Origin of the sequence: Streptomyces sp. NBC_00654, from assembly GCF_026341775.1 — a bacterium.
Taxonomy (GTDB): domain Bacteria; phylum Actinomycetota; class Actinomycetes; order Streptomycetales; family Streptomycetaceae; genus Streptomyces.
In genome coordinates, this window is the sequence record NZ_JAPEOB010000004.1 from 32,338 (window position 1) to 49,156 (window position 16,819).

Genomic DNA, 16,819 nt, shown 5'->3' on the forward strand with positions numbered 1-16,819 from the left:
ATGCCATCAGGAGGGATTCACCCGTGACGACGAGTTCGACCGAACCCGAGGCCGGCACCGAACCGGAGGCCAAGACCTTCCCGTACCAGCGGAAGTGCCCCTTCAGCCCGCCGCCGGAGTATGCGGCGATGACCGAGCAGAACGTCTCGCAGGTCGTGTTGCGGGGCTCTGGCCTGCGGATATGGACGGTCACCGGATACGACACCATCCGTGGGCTGCTCACGGATCCGCGCGTCAGTGCCTCTCGCAAGCACGCGAACTTCCCCTTCTACTTCATCGCCCCGCCGGAGTACCGCACCGAGACGTCCTTCATTGGCTATGACGGCGACGAGCACGTACGCACCCGTCGCAAGGCCGCGCTGACCTTCACCAACCGGCAGGTGCAGCGACTGCGCCCGCGCATCGAGGAGATCGTCGACGCGCATCTCGACAAGATGTTGTTGCTCTCCCCGCCGGTGGACATGCACCGGGTCTTCTCGCTGGCCGTCCCGATGACCGTCATCTGCGAACTGCTCGGTATTCCGCAGGACCGGCACGACTTCTTCATCAAGCACGGGACGGCGCTGCTGGGTGGGCACAGCAGCACCGAGGAGCGGCAGGCGGCGATTGTGGAGGTCAACGCCTACATCAGCGACCTGATCCGGGCCAAGCGCCGTGAGCCCGGGGACGACCTGCTCAGCCGCGCTATGGCGGACTACGAGTCGTCGGGCGAGGAGTACACGGACCGGGACCTGTTCAACATGGTCCGGTTGCTCATGAACGGCGGGCACGAGACCACCGCGAGCCAGATCTCTCTGGGCACCGCCTGCCTGCTGGAGCACCCCGACCAGTTGGACCTGCTCCGCAGCGATCCCTCGCTGGTGAAACCTGCCGTCGAGGAACTCATCAGGTTCGCCACCATCGGGGACACGGCCGTACCCCGGGTCGCTCTTGAGGACATCGAGATCGGCGGCAGGCTGATCCGCAAGGGCGACGGCATTCTCTGCCTGGGGCTGGCCGCCAACCGGGATCCGGAGGTCTTCCCGGACCCCGACCGCCTCGACATCACCCGGGGCAGCCGCAAGCATCTCGGCTTCGGCCACGGGGTGCACCACTGCATCGGTGCGGACCTGGCACGCCTGGAGCTGGAGATCGTGTGGAGCAAGCTCTTCCACCGTATTCCGACACTGAGGCTCGCCAAGCCCTTCGACCGCGTCCCCCGCAAGGAGGGCGCGGTGATCTACAGCCTGTGGGAGCTGCCGGTCGCCTGGTGAACCCCCGTTGTGCGGACGGCTCCGTCCCGGGGCTGGCCTCGGGACGGAGCCGTCCGCACAACGGTTCAGGTGGGGTCGGCAGGGATGTCCGGGCGGGGCGACACGCCCCGGCAGAAGGTGTTCTCCGCGGGCAGTCGGCCGTCCACCAGGTAGCGGTGAACGACTGCGTCGACGTGCGGATTGGCACCGAGAACGTAGATCTCGTGCTCGCCGGCATCCTCGACCGTCAGCAGCCTGTGGCCCAGCAGCTCCGCCATGGCGACGCCACCCGCGTAGTGGTCCATCGGGTCTCCGTCGGCCTGGACGACCAGGCCCGTCGGATAGCCGTCGCGGCGCAGGAGCGTCGGCGGCTCGGCCGGCTGGAATGTGCGGAACGCCCCGACCCAGGGCTGAGCCCGCAGCACTCCGTAGCCGTACGGGAAGCTTTTGCGGAAGTCACGCATGTCGTTGTAGTAGACCTCCAGATCGGAGGGCCACTCGTGTTCGAGGGTGACGGCCTCCAGCACACCGATGCGCATCGTGCCCTCGCTGTCCGCAGGCCGCCAGGTGGCCTGCTCGGACAGCAGTTCCTCACAGGCCCGCGGGCCTGCACCACCGGGTGCGGCCGCGGTCAGCAGCGCGCCGACGACCTCGGCGAGTTCCGCCCAGCGCCCGCGGTCGGCGGAGCGGGTCCCCACCGCCCCGTCGAAGAGCGTGCGCAGCCGAACGCCGCCGGGCTGGCGCTCCAGCAGATCGGCGGCCTGCTCCACGGCCGCGAGCACTTGCCCCCTCCCCCGGCCCAGCCCGAAGACGGTGTGGCGCTGTCCGGTCCACCGGGCCCAGTGGCTCACGTTGCGGTGCACGGCGTCGCCCTGCCACAGGAACTGTTCGCGCCAGGTCCACCGGGGTCCGACGCAGGAGTCCAGCACACTGCGGTCCAGATGCGCCGGGAACATGCTGCCGTACACGGCCCCGACGTAGGCTCCGTATGCATAGCCGACGAAACTCAGGTGTGCCTCACCGAGCACCCGGCGGATCATGTCCATGTCCCGGGCGGTGTTGCGGGTGCTGATATGGCGGCGCAGGGCGCCCCCGGCCCGGTTGCAGGCCAGCTCCCGCTGCCGCATGTCCTCCGCGAGCTGGGGGAACGCCGAGTCGGGGGGCCGCGAATCGAACGGCGCGGTCGGGACGGAGACCTCGGCATAGAGCCTCGTCGACTCACCGGTGCCCCGCGGGTCGAAGCCGATCAGGTCGTAGACCTGATGCAGTTCGGTCTCGGCGAACCGCTCCGGCAGGGCCCTGCCAAAGCCCCCCTCGCCGCCGGGACCGCCGTTGACGGCCAGCAGGATGCCACGGCGTCGTGCGGGGTCGGCGGCGCGCAGCCGGCTGATGGCGAGCGTGATGCGTTCTCCTGAGGGGTCCGCGTAGTCGCGGGGCACTTCGATGGTCGCGTACTCGGTGCCGGAAAAGCCTTCCCGCTCGGCCAAGGGCTTCGCCGACCAGCACGGTCGCTGGGTGTGGAACTCCTCAGGAACGGGCGCCGCATCGGTGCCGGGCCAGATTGTTGCCACCTCATACCTCCGTTCGGATCAGGGTGTCCAGGGTTGCGGATGCGCCTCGAAGGCCCCTGGAACAGGGTTGGACCGTCATCGGCCGCGACCGGTGCGGCGTCAGCGGGGGGAGCGCCCCGCCCGCGCCGGTACGGTGAGTGCCGCCAGGAAGCCGAGCACGGCGCAGCCCGCCGCACCGGTGAAGGCCGCTCCGTAGGCGGACGCCAGAACCTCAGGGGCCGCCTCGGTGCCGTTGGCTTTGCCGGTGCGGGAGGCGGCGAGGGTGGCCAGGGCCACCAGCCCCACCGCGCTGCCGAGTTGGCGCGTGGTGTTCAGCAGCCCGGAGGCCAGCCCGGCACGCTCCGGTGGGAGGCCGGAGGTGGCAGCCGCCGTCGTGGCGTTGAGCACCACGCCCATGCCGAGGCCGAGCAGCAGCGAAGGCCCCAGTAGATCGGCCGCGTACGTGGCGTCCACGCCGGCCCGTGACAGCCATACCAACGCGGCGCAGGCCGTCCCCAGACCGCACAGCATCACCGGCCTCGGCCCGATGGCGGGTATCACGGCGGAGATCCGCCAGCCGGCGAGGGCGATCCCGGCGGACAGGGGCAGATAGGCCAGGCCGGTCTCCAACGGGCTGTAGCCGAGGACCTGTTGGAGAAGCATGGTGAAGAAGTAGAAGGTGCTGAACAGCGCCGCAACGCCGAAGAAGGCGACCAGGTTGGCCGACGCCACCGCGCGGTTGCGGAACACACCCAGGGGCACCAGGGGCGACCGGGCGAACCAGCGCTCGACGACGAGGAAGAGCGACAGCAGCACGGCCCCCGCCGACAGGGCGCACACCACCCGGGGCGACGTCCAGCCGTGACTGCGCGACGCGGCGATCCCGTACACGGTGGCCATGAGGCCGGCCGTGGCGGTCACAGCGCCTGACAGGTCGAGTGCCTGGCGCCGGTGCGGTTGCTCGTCCTGCGGCAGCAGCCACCCGACAGCGACGACGAGCAGCGCGCCGAGGGGCAGGTTGACCAGGAGGGTCCAGCGCCAGGAGAGCCACTGGGTGATGATCCCGCCGAGGAGCACGCCCACCGTGCCGGCCGATCCGCCCACCGCGCTCCACGCTCCGAAGGCCCGGGCGCGAGCGGCGGGCTCCGTGAAGGTGACACTCAGGACGGTGAGCGTGGTCGGGGCCATGGCAGCCGCGCCCAGTCCCTGGAAGGCGCGGGCGATGACTAGGGTCGACGGATCCGTGGCCGCTCCTGCGACGCTGCTGGCCAGCGTGAACATGACCGCGCCGCAGAGGAAGACCCTGCGCCGTCCGTACAGGTCGGCCAGCCGCCCGCCGAGCAGCAGGAAGCCGCAGAGCACGACGGCGTACGCGTTGTTGACCCACTGGAGCGCCTCCTGCCGGAACCGGAGATCAGAGGCCAGGACGGGCAGCGCGACGTTCACGACCGATGCGTCGACCACGATCATGAACTGGGCGAGGCAGCAGACGGCCAGGACCAGACCGCTCCGGTGTCGTCCGAGCCGTCCTGACGTGGTGGCCCGCAGCGGCTGAGTACTCATGCGCGCACTCTTGCGTGTGGTCGTCGACGGCCGGTAGCGGCCAGGTCGAGCCAGGCGGCTTCGAGGTCTTCTCGACCCCGCTCCCAGCGGAGGCCGTCACAGTCACCCGCTCAACCGGTCACGCGGCCTGCCACGAGGAGGGCACCATGGCCAAGATCACGTACCAGCATCCCGACGGCACGGAGACCGTCGTGGAGGTGGCGGCTCCCAACACGGTCATGCGGGGCGCGAAGCTGAACAACATCGAGGGCATCGTGGCCCAGTGCGGCGGCTCGGCCCAGTGCGGGACGTGCCACGTGTACATCGACGAGGGCAACACACTGCCGCTCCCCGAGATGCACGAGGCCGAGGACGACGTGCTGTGCGGCACGGCCGCCGAGCGCCGGCCCACCAGTCGGCTCAGCTGCCAGCTGCCCGTCTCGGAAGCCATCGACGGGTTGATCGTGCACCTTCCGACGACCCAGATCTGATGGGCACCGGACCAGTCGTCATCGTCGGAGCGGGCCATGCCGCGCTGGAGGCCGCGGCGGCCCTGCGAGCGGAAGGTCACACCCGTCCCGTCATCCTGGTCGGCGCGGAGACCGCACCTCCGTACGCGCGACCGCCGTTGTCGAAGGACTACCTCACCGGGCGGATCCGGCCGCACGAGTTGTGGCTGCGTCCCAGGAGCTTCTTCGCCGAACAGCACATCACCGCGATGCTCGGAGACAGGGCCGTCGAGATCGACCGTGACGCAAGCCGGGTGAGACTCGCGTCAGGAGAGCGGATCACCTACGACAGGCTGATCCTGGCTACCGGGTCCAGACCGCGTCGGCTGAGTGTCCCGGGGGCGGACCTGGAGGGTGTCGTGGCCCTGCGGAGCCTTGCCGACGCCGAGGAGCTGCGGTGCGCGCTGCGCGACGCCGGTGATCTGCTGGTGGTCGGCGGTGGCTTCATCGGCCTGGAGGTGGCCTCCGTCGCCCGGGGGCTGGGTCTGCGGGTCACCGTCGTGGAGTCCGGCCCGCACCTGATGGGCCGTTCGGTCAGCCGGACGCTGTCCGCCCACCTCGCGACCCTGCACCGGGCCGAGGGCACCCGGGTCCTGCTCAATCGGGAGCTGGTCGCCCTGCGGGGTGAGAGGGGCCATGTCCGTGTCGCCGAACTGAACAACGGCGCACGTGTCGCCGCCGACGTGGTGGTGGTCGGCATCGGCGTCCTGCCGAACACCGCACTGGCCGCTCAGGCGGACCTGACGACGGGTGACGGCGTCATCGTGGACCGGTGGCTGCGCACCTCTGACCGGAGCGTGTACGCCATCGGAGACTGCGCGCGCTTTCCCAGCCCCCACACGGCGCGCCCGGTGCGGCTGGAGTCCGTCCAGAACGCGTCCGACCAGGCCCGTTGCGTGGCCGCCGCGCTCACCGGACACCGGCGGCCGTACATTTCTGTGCCCTGGTTCTGGACCGAGCAGTGCGGTGCCAGGGTGCAGATGGCCGGCATCACCCGGGATCACGACCGTACGGTCGTCTCCGGCTCACCGGCCGAGGGGCGGTTCTCGGTCTTCTGCTTCCGCGGCGGGCGCCTCGTGGGGACCGAATCGGTGAACCGGTCGGCCGACCACATGATCACCCGTCGGCTGCTGGCCAACGGCGCGGCGGGACTGGCTGCAGACGACGTCGCCCGTCCCGGCTTCGACATCCGGCGGTGGCCGGCACAACCCATCTGACCGGGGACCAGGGCCGTTGCGGCGGTGGACCGCCGCAACGGCCACTCCCGTCACGCGCTTCGATCCGGTTCAGGGCCAAGCCGGACGTCCGGCCGGGCACCATCCGGGAGCACGAACTCCGCCAGCCGCCACGACTCCTCCAGTACGGCCGCGAGATCGGTCTTCGGCAGGGTACGGAACGGGGAGACCAGCAGCCGCCTCTCTTTGACCGACCAGGTGCCGCTCACGAAGCCGTCGACGAGGAAGGTGGGCCGTACCATCGCCTGCCCGGGAGCAACCAGCTTCCGGTACTCGTCCGCGATCACCCGGCTGCGGTCCGCGTGGCCGAGGAGGAGGTTGTCGAAGGACGGCAGGAAACGCACCGGCGCCGGGCGGTCAGGGTCGCCGGGATCCGCCTGCGGCAGATCGAACAGTTCCCTGCCGTGCTCGTCGCGGTGGACTCGCAGCCGCGGCCGGAGTTCGTCGACCACCTCGCGCAACCTGCTCAGTCCCGACCACGCCTGGATGTCCTTCACATCGGCCGGGCCGAAGGCGGCCAAATACCTGGTGACCATCGCCTGGATCCGCGGTGCCGGCTCCAGCGGCTGCCCTATCCAGTCTTCCGCGAGCGTGCACGGCACCGCCCCTCGCCGCCCCCACAGACCGCTCGGCGGGGGATGGACCATCGCCACCAGGAAGTGCGCGGACACGGCGAGGGCGTTGGCCCGGTGATCCGGGAAATGCTCGGCGAGCAGAGTCCCCAGTTCCTGTCGGGTCAGGGTCCGGCCCGCCAGCAGCCGTCGTCCGGCGGCGGCGAGTTCGGCCAGTTCAAGCCCCTCGATGTCGCGCCGCAGGCCCCCCAGCGGAGCGCGGTCCAGCCGGGGCTGGAGCAGCGGACGCAGCCAGAGGAAGTCCTCCGCGAGAGCAAGGTGCTGGGTGGTGCGCAAGTGGGCTCCGCGCACGATCCGGCGTTCGTGCAGCAACGACGACAACGCGTCGTGCCGGAAGCCGGCGATCCGCGTCCAGAGTCCCACGTACGGTGCGTCGGGCTCCTGTCCCTGCATCGCGACCAGGCGCCCGACCACCTCGGGCACGGACCACTCAACGCGGTCGAGCAGTAACTGGCGTTCCAGCAGGGACCGGTTGAGCGCGCGTGTGGAGAGTAACGGCATGCCGCTCATTATCACCGGGCCTCGCTGGCCTCATGCCCCGTCCGAAGAGGCGGTCCTGCCCTTCATGAGCTGGGCACGAGCGAAGGTCGAGGGCCACGGCCTACGTTTTCGGACCGGGCGCCTGCCGCTCCTGCGTAGCCATCACCGTTCCGACTCCCTGGAGCCGTCATGACCGAGGCCCTGGTCGCCGATCTCACCGGATCCGACCCGAGTTTCACCGCCGACCCCTATCCGCTCTTCGCCGAACTGCGCGAGCGGGGTCCGGTTCACCGGGCCCGCGTCCTGGACGGACGTGACTGCTGGCTGATCACCGACTACGAGGTAGCGCGGGCCGCCTTCACCGATCCGCGGCTGAGCAATGACATCCGACATCTGAAAGCGTGGGAGAACCTCGGCCGGAACGTCGTGGGTAAGACCTTGATGCAGGTCGACCCCCCGGACCACACCCGTCTGCGCAGGTTCATCGCACGGGAGTTCACACTGCGCCGCGTGCAGTCCATGCGCCCGCGTGTCGAGCGGATCGCCCACGAACTGCTCGACTCCATGCTGTCGTTGGGTGAGGCGGACCTGGTCAAGTCCTACGCGCTGCCGCTTCCCATGTCCGTCATCTGCGAACTGCTGGGCGTCCCCGAGGGGGACCGCGCGGACTTCCACCGGTGGTCGAGCGATCTGTCGGCGCCGCCGACACCCGAACGGGGAAACGCCGCGCAGGAAGCGATGACTGCCTACCTGTCCGCCCTGGTGGATACCAAGCGCAAGAAGGGCGGTGAGGATCTGCTCGGCGCGATGGCCCGTGCTGTGCAGGAGGACGGCGACCGGCTCTCCCCGGAGGAACTCCTCGGTATGGCGTTCCTTCTGCTGGTCGGCGGGCACGAGTCCACAGCAAACGTCATCTCCAGCGGAACGCTGGCGCTGCTGCGCAACCCTGATCAGCTCGCCGTGCTGCGGGCCGACTGGTCTCTGCTGGAAGCCACTGTCGAGGAAGTCCTGCGGTTTGACGGGCCGGTTGAGGTGTCCGCGTACCGCTACACCACCGAGCCGGTGCTCATCGGCGACACCGAGATCCCGGCGGGCGAGGTGGTACTGATCGGTATGTCGGCCGCCGGGCGGGACGCTCGGCGGTTCCCCGAGGCGGACAGGTTCGATCTCGGCCGGGAACTGCGCGAGGTGCGCGCGCACCTGGCGTTCGGGCATGGTGTCCATCACTGCGTCGGTGCCCCGCTGGCACGGATGGAAAGTGCCATCGCCCTGCGCGCGTTGCTGGAGCGGTGCCCGGATCTGGCGCTGGCGGTGTCATACGAGGACCTCGCATGGAAGCCCCCCACGTTCCAGTTGCGGGGTCTGCAGCACCTTCCGGTGCGGTTCACGCCGGTCGGACCGGCCTCCCGTTCGTAGCCGGGCAGGTGTCCGCGGCAACGGCGGGAAAGCCACCGCCCCGTGCTCCTTCGACCCTGGTCGGCACCTGGACGGCTCGGGTGAGCAGGCCAGGAGGCGACTCAGTCGGCTCGTTCTGCTTCACGGCCTACGGACACGCACTGCTCACCGCGGGTGGGATCGGTGCCGGGCGCTGGTCGTCGCTCGGGCCGGGTGGCTTTCTGTTCCGTATCACGGAGCCGGTTGTCGACGACGGCGGACGTTGTGTCGGGTGGGTGGACATCGAGCAGCACGCAAGCCAGAGCGGCCGGTCCTTCGCCAGCCGGGGGACTTCCCGGGTCTACGACGCGGACGGCCGGCTCGCCAGGGCCGTACCTGTGGAGATCCACGCGACTCGCGTCGGGTCTTGAAAACGATGGCGACACGACGGTGGCGGGTGCCGGACGGCACCCGCCACCGTCGTCGTACTGTCAGCCGGAGGTAACCCGTACGGCGACGTTTCCTCGGTAGCGCCCCTTCAGCAGCGCGAGCATCGCCTCGGGGGCCTGCGTGAGGCCGCCCTCGACGGTGGTGTGCGGGAAGACGAAGCGGCCCTCGCGGTGCCACTGCACGAAGTGTTCGTACCAGGCGTTGATCTGCTCGGGTGTGTGGTAGCAGGCGAACGGCCTGATCTCCAGGTGCCTGGTGATGGCCCGCATGAGGTCGAACTTTGGGTGACCGGCCTGACCGTCGCCGATCTGACCTGCCAGCGCCCCGCACAGAGCGAAGCGCGCGTGCGGGGCCGCTACCTGGACCGCGGCCTCGAACTGCTCGCCGCCGACGTTGTCGAAGAACACGTTGATCCCGTCGGGCGCGAGTTCTCGCAGGTGATCGACGACGGGCCCGTCGTGGTAGTCGAAGGCGGCGTCGTAGCCGAGTTCGTCGACCAGGTAGTCGGCCTTCTCCTTGCTGCCGGCGCTGCCGATCACCTGGGCGGCACCGCGGCACTTGGCGATCTGTCCCGCGAGGGACCCGACCCCGCCCGCAGCACCGGAGACGAAGACGACGTCCCCCTCGCCCGCCCGGGCGATGTCAGCCATCCCGTAGTAGGCGGTAGGGCCCTGGCTGAGGAAGTACACGGGGCTCGGGAAAAGGCCCGGCTCAAGCTTGACGTACGCCTCGGCGGGACCTGCCGAGTACTCCGACCAGCCGCTCATCGACTGAACCAGGTCTCCGGCTGCCAGTGTCTGGCTGGCGGAGCGCACCACCGTGCCCAGCACACCGCCGCCGAGGCGTTCGCTTGGCAGGAAGGGGGGAACCGGTAACTGGCAGCCGGGCCGCATGAGGTCTGCGTAGGCCGCTGCCAGGGACAGGTAGTCGGTGCGGACGAGCACCTCACCCCTGCTCGGCTGCGGGACCTGCGTCTCGACGATGTCGAAGTGGTCGAGGGTCAGTTCCCCCTCCAGCTGTTTGGTGAGCCGGACCTCCCGAGCCGTCTTCGGTATCTTCGGAACGTTCCGCGTGCTCATCGTTCTCCTTCCGTGGTGATCTTGTGGGCGAGGTGGGGCCGCGGCCGCGCACGGTGGCTCAGACGGCCGAGGAAGTGCCGCCCGCCGCCACGCCGGGCGCCCGGGACACCTCCGACGGATGCCGCCGAGGATGCCGAGGCAGCGCAAAGGTGAGCAGGAAGGCCGTCGCGAGGAGACAGGCCAACCACCGCAGGGTGTGGGAGAAGGCCACGGAGACCGGATGTCCGGTGTCCAGCAGCCCTGGGAAGGCCACCGGGAGCAGGATCATCCCAAGCGCTGTCCCCAGCTGATAGGTCGTGTTGCCGAGCGCCGCCGCAGACCGCAACCGCTCGTGAGACACATCGGCCAACAACACCGTTGACAGCGGTGCCACTGTCAGTCCCATGCCGCCGCCGAGCAGGACCAGTACCGGCAGAATCTGCCACGGTTGGATGTCCGTACCGTAGTGCTGCGTCTGCCAGCCGTACACCAAGGCCCCGGTCAACTGCGTGAGCGCTCCGGCCTGAAGCACCTTCCGCCCGTACCTCGGGAACAGCGTGTCACGCGACAGTCCGGCGAAGACGGCCACCGCCGCGCCGAAGAACAGCATGCACAGGGCGGCTCGCAACGGGGACCAGCCGAGCCCGGCCTGCATGTGAAAGCACCAGGCGAGAAAGTAGATGCCGCCCAAAGTGCCGTAGAGGAATTCGATTCCGACGCCGACGGCGTAGCTCCGGATGGTGAAGAGGGATGTCACCACCAGCGGACCGCCGCGTCGGCCGCCCCTGGCCCGTTCATGGCAGACGAAGGCGGCCAACATGCCCGAGCCTCCTGCAATGGACAGAAGGCCCCACGGCGACCACCCCGTCCCCGGTCCGCGGCTCAGCGGGTAGAGGATCATCAGCAGTCCGGTGGCAGCCACGGCCGTCCCCGGCCAGTTCGAGGCGGAGGTCAGGCGGTCCCGGCGCTCGGCGATACACAGGCGTCCAAGTACCAGACCCGCGAGCCCGATCGGCAGATTGACCAGGAGCACCGAACGCCAGCCGAGGCCGAACAGGTCGCTCTCCAGGAGAGCGGCACCGAACACCGGGCCAGCCACCGAGCCCAGCCCGATCACCGCGCCAAAAAGGGCCACAGCCTTCCCCTGCCCGCCTGCGGGGAACACGGCGTCGATGATGAAGGGCACCTGCGGAACCATGAGCGCCGCCGCCGCACCCTGCGCCACCCGGGCGGCCACCAACGTCTCGGGGCCGGGTGCGAGCCCGCCCATCGCAGACGCGACAGTGAAGGCACCCATGCCGACGAGGAACACCCGCCGGCGGCCGTGAATGCCGCCCAGCCAGGTACCAGGCGCGAGGACGACGGCGAACGCGAGAGCGTAACCACCGGTTATCCAGGGGAGCGTGCCGGAGGGAACGCCGATGTCGGTCCGGATGTTTGGAAGGGCGACATTGACCATGGTGAGGTCGACCAGGTCCATGAGGCTCGCTGCCATGACCACGGCCATGGCCGACCGGCGCATCCGGGCGGCCGCCAGCTTCGGCACGGGCGCTTCGCTTGCCGCAGGACGAGACGTGAACCTCATTGGATTTCTCCCTGCTCACAGTGGTGGTGGACCCTCGTGAGCGACGCTAGGTGCCATTTAGGTCAGGTGACGTCCGCGAGGGGCAGCGCACCAAGCCGAACGGCACACGATCCGGCGCGCCCTTTCTCAGCGGTCATGGCCAGCCTGGTCCGAGCCCGTGTCCATGCCTCCGTCGACGGTGATGATCTGGCCGGTGACCAACGACGCCGCCGGGTCGGCCAACCGCGTGATCCACGGGGTGATGTCGTCGACGTCCGCCACCCGCCCCAGCGGAATGTCTGGGGTGATCGCGTCGAACAACCCCGCCACCTGCTGCGGTGTCATGCCGTTGGCCTCGTAGGCCTCGGTACGCACGAAGCCGGGGGCCACCGCGTTGACCCGGATCCCGTGTGAGGCAAGCTCTGCCGCCCAACTGCGGGTCAGGCTGTGCACGCCCGCCTTGGTAGCCGCGTACACCGAACTTCCGGGGCCCGGGTTGTGACCAGCCCGGCTGGAGACCAGGACGATGCTTCCGCGCTGCGGGAGCAGGTACGGCAGCAGGTGCCCGGTGACGAGCAACGGTCCCAGGAGGTTGGTGTCCAGCACTTCCCTCACGGTGTCCGGCCCGAGCCCGGCAAGCGGTGTGAAGCGGAAGACACCGGCGCTGTGCACCAGGACGTCCAGCGCGCCACCGCGGGCCCGCACCTCGACGGCCAGCGCCTCCGCTCCCGCTTCGCTCGTCACGTCGGCGGTCACCGGTACGACGGCCGGATGCTCGGCCGCGACCTGGTCCAGACGTTCCTTGCGGCGACCGCAGACGATCACGGTGGTGGCGCCCTGCGCGGCGAAGGCCAGCGCGGTGGCGCGGCCTATGCCCGTGCCCGCGCCGGTGACGACGACGGTGCGGCCCGCGAAGGTTCGGTCCGGCATGGTTTCCCTCCTCGAAGCGGTCGGCTGAGGGCGGACCGGCGACCCACCGTGCCGCCGTGAGCCGAAGACGGTCGGACGGCCAGCGTGGACCACCACGGTTGTGCCCCTCTGGACCTCGGGTGGACCTGTCTGCGCGAGGGCGCTTCCTGCGTTCGAGCCGCTCTTGACCGGTGTAGCGAAGGCTGAACCGCAACCGTGTCGCCGATCGACGGAGCGTGTCATGTCAGCATTCGGTGGTCACTCACCCGCAGGAGCGCAGGCGGAAGCGGGGTCAAAACCGCTGTCCGGTCTGCGCGTACTGGAGTTGACCGGCATCGGCCCGGCGCCCTTCGCCTGCATGCTGCTGGCCGATCTGGGGGCCGAGGTGATCCGGGTCGACCGGGCCGACGGCGACCGCCCCTTCGCCGAGTGGCACCGGGTGCTGGACCGGGGGCGCCGCTCGGTCGCTCTCGATCTGAAGAATCCCCACGCGGTGCGGGCCACGCTGCGGCTGGCGGAACAGTGCGACGTCCTCGTCGAGGGGTTCCGCCCGGGAGTGGCCGAGCGTCTGGGCATAGGGCCGCACCAGTGCCACGCCCGCAATCCCTCCCTGGTGTACGCCCGCATGACCGGGTGGGGACAGCACGGCCCGCTGGCCCAGACACCGGGGCACGACATCAACTACATCGCGCTGACCGGCGTCCTAGACGCGATCGGCCCGGCCGGAGGGCCCCCGGTTCCTCCGGTCAACCTGCTGGGCGACTTCGCGGGCGGCGGGATGCTGCTCTTCGGCGGCATCCTCGCGGCTGTGCTGGAGCAGCGGCGGACGGGCCGGGGCCGGGTAGTGGACGCGGCCATCGTGGACGGCACGGCACTGCTCATGAGCATGCTGCTGGGCATGTCGGGCACCGGGCAGTGGCAGTCCGCCAGAGGCGGCAACCTGCTCGACGGCGGAGCGCCGTTCTACTGCGTATACCCCTGCCATGACGGGAGGTACGTCGCCGTGGGAGCCATCGAGGACCGGTTCTTCACGGCCCTGGTACGGGGTCTGGGACTGGACCCCGGCCGGTTGCCGGACCGGTGGAGGCGCGCCAACTGGGACGCGCTGCGCACCGTGTTCGCGGAACGCTTCGCCCGGCGTACCCGGGACGAGTGGGCGTCCGCTTTCGCCGACACCGACGCGTGCGTGACCCCGGTGCTGAGCGTTGAGGAGGCGGCCCGCCATCCGCACCTGAGGGCCCGCGGATCGTTTCTGCCGGACGGGTCGGCCCTCCAGCCCGCCTCCGCGCCGCGGTACGACGGTGGCGAACCGCCTCGGCCCGCGCCGCCCCCGATTCCCGGCCAGCACACGCGCGAGGTCCTGGCCGAGTCCGGGTGGTCCGAGGAGGAGATCGAGCGGCTGCTGTCGTCCGGCGCCGCACGCGCCGGCACCGAACCCGCCGACGGTGTGCGTCGGGGCGCGCCCAGCCGCTCTTGAGCGCGACGCGAGCACCCGGCCGCACGCTTTCGCGTCGCAGCCGACACGACCTGGTACCCCACCAGCACCGGAGGACGGGCAGATGGCAGGACAAAGCTTCCAGCTCTACGACACGACCCTGCGGGACGGGATGCAGCAGGAAGGTCTCGTGCTGTCGGTGGAGGACAAGCTCGCCGTGGCGCGTTGCCTCGACACGTTGGGTGTGGGGTTCATCGAGGGCGGCTGGCCGGGAGCCGTACCGAAGGACACAGAGTTCTTCCGGCGCGCGGCCACCGAACTGCACCTGGACAACGCCGTACTGGTGGCGTTCGGCGCCACCCGCAAACCCGAGACCTCGGCCGCCACCGATCCGCAGGTGCGGGCGCTCGTCGCTGCCGGAACTCCGGTCGTGACCCTGGTGGCCAAGAGCCATCCCCGGCATGTGGAACTGGCCCTCAGGACAACCCTGGCCGAGAACCTCGCGGCGATCGGCAACACCGTGCGGCACCTGGTCCTTGCCGGCCGGAGGGTCTTCCTCGACGCGGAGCACTTCTTCGACGGCCACCGGGCCAACCGCGACTACGCCCTGGAAGTCGTGCGCACCGCCGCGGAGGCCGGCGCCGAGACCGTCGTGCTGTGCGACACCAACGGCGGTTCGCTGCCCGACGAGGTGGGCGCGGTAGTGACCGACACGCTCCAGAGCACGGGTGTGCCGCTGGGCATCCACTGCCACGACGATTCCGGGTGCGCGGTCGCCAACACGATGGCGGCGGTGGCGTCCGGGGCCCGCCACGTCCAGGGCACGGTGCACGGCTACGGCGAGCGGTGCGGCAACGCCAATCTCCTCACGCTCGCCGCGAACCTGATCCTCAAGCGCGGTGTGCCGGCCCTGCCGCCCAGCCGGTTGGGCGACCTGGCCGCCGTAGGCCGCGCCATCGCCGAGATCACAGGACGCTCCCCGGCCGCCGGCGCCCCGTACGTGGGAAGGTCGGCCTTCACGCACAAGGCGGGTCTGCATGCCTCCGCGCTGCGGGTGAACAGTGAGCTGTACCAGCACGTCGACCCTCATGACGTCGGCAATGCCATGCGCACGCTGGTGTCCGACATGGGCGGCCGGTCGTCGGTCCTGCTCAAGGCTCGAGAGCTGGGCTACGACGTCGCCTCCGCAGGGGACGCGGTTGCACGGCTGGCTACGAAGGTCAAGGAGCTGGAGCACCGCGGCTACAGCTTCGAGTCCGCGGACGCCTCCTTCGAGTTGCTGCTGCGCGCGGAGCTGTCGACGGACCGCACCGTGCCGTCGGTCGATGTCCTCTCCTGGTACGTCGGCACGGAGGCGGGCGGCGCCGGCCGGACGCGGTCCAGCGCATCGGTCAGTCTGCGTGTGAACGGCATGCCGTTCGAGGGCGACGGCGCCGGCGCCGGCCCGGTCGACGCCCTCGAACGGGCCGTGCACCAGGCCCTCGACCCGTGTTTTCCCCGGCTGCGGCAGCTGCGGCTGGCCGACTACCAGGTCCGCCTCCCGGCCGGCGGGTCCGGCGGCCGAGTGACGGCCCGGGTTCTCGCCTCCTTCACCGACGGCCCCGCCCGGCTGAACACCGTGGGGGTGGACGGTGACACCGGGTCCGCCTTCTTCCAGGCTCTGATGGACGCCGTGCGTTACCTGCTGACGCCGGTCGACGGCCTGAACCCTGAAGCGCGGGCCGCCGGCCACGAATCGGCCGCCACAGCGCACTGACGGACCGAGCCCCAGGACGGAAGATCATGCGTTTGGAAGGCATCTTCATACGGGCCACCGGCATCCGGCTCCCGGCCGCGCTGCGGGTGAGCGACGCGGTCGCCGCGGGCGAGTGTCCGCCACGGACCGCCGACACCACCGGCATCGTCTCGGTGGCGTACTCGCCCGACGAGTCGGCGGCGGAGATGGCGGTCTCGGCGGCCGCCAGCGCCCTCGACCGCGCCGAGGCGCAGGCGGACGACATCGACCTGATCCTGCACGCGAGCACCTACCACCAGGGCCAGGATCTCTGGCCGGTGGCCTCCTACATCCAGCGGGAGACGCTCCGTAACTCCTGCCCCGCTCTGGAGATCCGACAGATGTCCAACGGCGGCCTGGCCGCGCTCGACCTGGCCGCCGCGTATCTGAGGTCCACGCCCAGCCGCCACGAGGCTCTGCTCACCACCGCCGACCGGTTCTGTCCACCTGGCATCGACCGCTGGCGCACCGACCCCGGCACGCCCTACGCCGACGGAGGTACCGCACTGGTACTCTCCCGACGCGCCGGGTTCGCGTCGGTGTCCTCGCTGGCGTTGTTCGCCGACTCCGAACTCGAACCCCTGCACCGTGGCAACACTCCGTTCTCACCGGCGCCGTTCACCCATGGCATGCCCGTCGACTTCGACGCAGCCAAGCAGTCTTTCGTCGAGCGCATGGGTATCTCGTACGCCGTCGCCCGCAGCAGTGCGGGGCAGTACAGCGTCGTCAAAGAGGCGTTGTCGGACGCCGGGATGGAACTCGCCGACGCCGCGTGGGTGATCCTTCCGCATTTCGGCCGCCGTCGGCTGCAGTCCATCTACTACAGGCCGTTCGGAATCGATCCGGACCGCACCACGTGGGACTGGAGCCGGACGGTTGGCCACCTGGGCGCCGGCGACCAGTTCGCGAGCCTGGACCAACTCGTCGTGTCCGGCCTGGCCGTGCCCGGTGACCGCTGTGTCCTGATGTCGGTGGGCGCGGGATACAGCTGGGGCTGCGCGGTGGTCGACATCCTCGACCGTCCGGCCTGGGCCGCTGGCTGACGTTCTGTCCGGTGTCCGACCGACCCTCGACC

Annotated in this window: 13 protein-coding genes; 7 read left to right on the forward strand and 6 right to left on the reverse strand. The window is 70.1% G+C overall.

Annotation, left to right across the window (positions count from 1 at the left end; all coding sequences use genetic code 11):
* Nucleotides 1–23 precede the first annotated feature (23 nt).
* Nucleotides 24–1,253: a cytochrome P450 gene (locus OHA98_RS38425; RefSeq protein WP_266932704.1), complete on the forward strand. Its 1,230-nt coding sequence runs from the start codon at nt 24–26 to the stop codon at nt 1,251–1,253.
* A gap of 65 nt (nt 1,254–1,318) precedes the next feature.
* Here OHA98_RS38425 and OHA98_RS38430 read toward each other — a convergent pair whose 3' ends face one another.
* On the reverse strand, nt 1,319–2,803 hold the full coding sequence (locus OHA98_RS38430) for an alpha/beta fold hydrolase (RefSeq protein WP_266932706.1): 1,485 nt from the start codon (nt 2,801–2,803) through the stop codon (nt 1,319–1,321).
* Between the two features lie 99 nt (nt 2,804–2,902).
* Nucleotides 2,903–4,345, reverse strand: a complete 1,443-nt coding sequence (locus OHA98_RS38435; protein ID WP_266932707.1) for a DHA2 family efflux MFS transporter permease subunit — start codon at nt 4,343–4,345, stop codon at nt 2,903–2,905.
* Nucleotides 4,346–4,491: 146 nt separating this feature from the next.
* Between OHA98_RS38435 and OHA98_RS38440 the strand changes: the two genes are divergently transcribed.
* Both OHA98_RS38440 and OHA98_RS38445 read left to right on the forward strand, forming a co-directional pair.
* On the forward strand, nt 4,492–4,815 hold the full coding sequence (locus OHA98_RS38440; protein WP_266932709.1) for a 2Fe-2S iron-sulfur cluster-binding protein: 324 nt from the start codon (nt 4,492–4,494) through the stop codon (nt 4,813–4,815).
* Nucleotides 4,815–6,050 (forward strand): NAD(P)/FAD-dependent oxidoreductase, encoded by a 1,236-nt coding sequence (locus OHA98_RS38445; protein ID WP_266932710.1) that lies wholly within the window; start codon nt 4,815–4,817, stop codon nt 6,048–6,050. The genes OHA98_RS38440 and OHA98_RS38445 overlap by 1 nt, the downstream gene beginning before the upstream one ends.
* A gap of 50 nt (nt 6,051–6,100) precedes the next feature.
* On the opposite strand, the gene OHA98_RS38450 is transcribed toward OHA98_RS38445, so the two are convergent.
* Nucleotides 6,101–7,201, reverse strand: a complete 1,101-nt coding sequence (locus OHA98_RS38450) for a winged helix DNA-binding domain-containing protein (protein ID WP_266932711.1) — start codon at nt 7,199–7,201, stop codon at nt 6,101–6,103.
* Between the two features lie 168 nt (nt 7,202–7,369).
* On the opposite strand from OHA98_RS38450, the gene OHA98_RS38455 reads away from it, so the two are divergent.
* Nucleotides 7,370–8,596 (forward strand): cytochrome P450, encoded by a 1,227-nt coding sequence (locus OHA98_RS38455; protein ID WP_266932713.1) that lies wholly within the window; start codon nt 7,370–7,372, stop codon nt 8,594–8,596.
* 449 nt (nt 8,597–9,045) lie between these two features.
* On the opposite strand, the gene OHA98_RS38460 is transcribed toward OHA98_RS38455, so the two are convergent.
* The 3 genes from OHA98_RS38460 to OHA98_RS38470 all read right to left on the reverse strand — a co-directional run bounded on the left by OHA98_RS38460 (nt 9,046) and on the right by OHA98_RS38470 (nt 12,556).
* Nucleotides 9,046–10,083, reverse strand: a complete 1,038-nt coding sequence (locus OHA98_RS38460; RefSeq protein ID WP_266932714.1) for an NADP-dependent oxidoreductase — start codon at nt 10,081–10,083, stop codon at nt 9,046–9,048.
* A gap of 58 nt (nt 10,084–10,141) precedes the next feature.
* On the reverse strand, nt 10,142–11,608 hold the full coding sequence (locus tag OHA98_RS38465) for an MFS transporter (protein WP_266932715.1): 1,467 nt from the start codon (nt 11,606–11,608) through the stop codon (nt 10,142–10,144).
* Nucleotides 11,609–11,773: 165 nt separating this feature from the next.
* On the reverse strand, nt 11,774–12,556 hold the full coding sequence (locus OHA98_RS38470) for an SDR family NAD(P)-dependent oxidoreductase (protein WP_266932716.1): 783 nt from the start codon (nt 12,554–12,556) through the stop codon (nt 11,774–11,776).
* A gap of 220 nt (nt 12,557–12,776) precedes the next feature.
* Between OHA98_RS38470 and OHA98_RS38475 the strand changes: the two genes are divergently transcribed.
* The 3 genes from OHA98_RS38475 to OHA98_RS38485 all read left to right on the forward strand — a co-directional run bounded on the left by OHA98_RS38475 (nt 12,777) and on the right by OHA98_RS38485 (nt 16,787).
* Entirely contained in the window at nt 12,777–14,012 is a 1,236-nt protein-coding gene (locus tag OHA98_RS38475) for a CaiB/BaiF CoA-transferase family protein (protein ID WP_266932718.1), read from the forward strand.
* Between the two features lie 82 nt (nt 14,013–14,094).
* The gene (gene cimA, locus OHA98_RS38480) at nt 14,095–15,726 is read left to right on the forward strand and encodes a citramalate synthase (protein WP_266932720.1); all 1,632 of its coding nucleotides are present in this window, start codon (nt 14,095–14,097) and stop codon (nt 15,724–15,726) included.
* Nucleotides 15,727–15,752: 26 nt separating this feature from the next.
* Nucleotides 15,753–16,787, forward strand: coding sequence for a ketoacyl-ACP synthase III family protein (locus OHA98_RS38485; RefSeq protein ID WP_266932722.1), 1,035 nt, complete (start codon nt 15,753–15,755; stop codon nt 16,785–16,787).
* The last annotated feature ends 32 nt before the right edge of the window (nt 16,788–16,819 follow it).

What these genes read in the sequence shown, in the direction of transcription:
- OHA98_RS38450 (WP_266932711.1), bottom strand. Translation starts at nt 7,201, where the DNA reads ATGCCGTTACTCTCCACACGCGCGCTCAACCGGTCCCTGCTGGAACGC.
- OHA98_RS38440 (WP_266932709.1), top strand. Translation starts at nt 4,492, where the DNA reads ATGGCCAAGATCACGTACCAGCATCCCGACGGCACGGAGACCGTCGTG.
- OHA98_RS38485 (WP_266932722.1), top strand. Translation starts at nt 15,753, where the DNA reads ATGCGTTTGGAAGGCATCTTCATACGGGCCACCGGCATCCGGCTCCCG.
- OHA98_RS38470 (WP_266932716.1), bottom strand. Translation starts at nt 12,556, where the DNA reads ATGCCGGACCGAACCTTCGCGGGCCGCACCGTCGTCGTCACCGGCGCG.
- OHA98_RS38475 (WP_266932718.1), top strand. Translation starts at nt 12,777, where the DNA reads ATGTCAGCATTCGGTGGTCACTCACCCGCAGGAGCGCAGGCGGAAGCG.
- cimA (WP_266932720.1), top strand. Translation starts at nt 14,095, where the DNA reads ATGGCAGGACAAAGCTTCCAGCTCTACGACACGACCCTGCGGGACGGG.
- OHA98_RS38460 (WP_266932714.1), bottom strand. Translation starts at nt 10,083, where the DNA reads ATGAGCACGCGGAACGTTCCGAAGATACCGAAGACGGCTCGGGAGGTC.
- OHA98_RS38435 (WP_266932707.1), bottom strand. Translation starts at nt 4,345, where the DNA reads ATGAGTACTCAGCCGCTGCGGGCCACCACGTCAGGACGGCTCGGACGA.
- OHA98_RS38445 (WP_266932710.1), top strand. Translation starts at nt 4,815, where the DNA reads ATGGGCACCGGACCAGTCGTCATCGTCGGAGCGGGCCATGCCGCGCTG.
- OHA98_RS38455 (WP_266932713.1), top strand. Translation starts at nt 7,370, where the DNA reads ATGACCGAGGCCCTGGTCGCCGATCTCACCGGATCCGACCCGAGTTTC.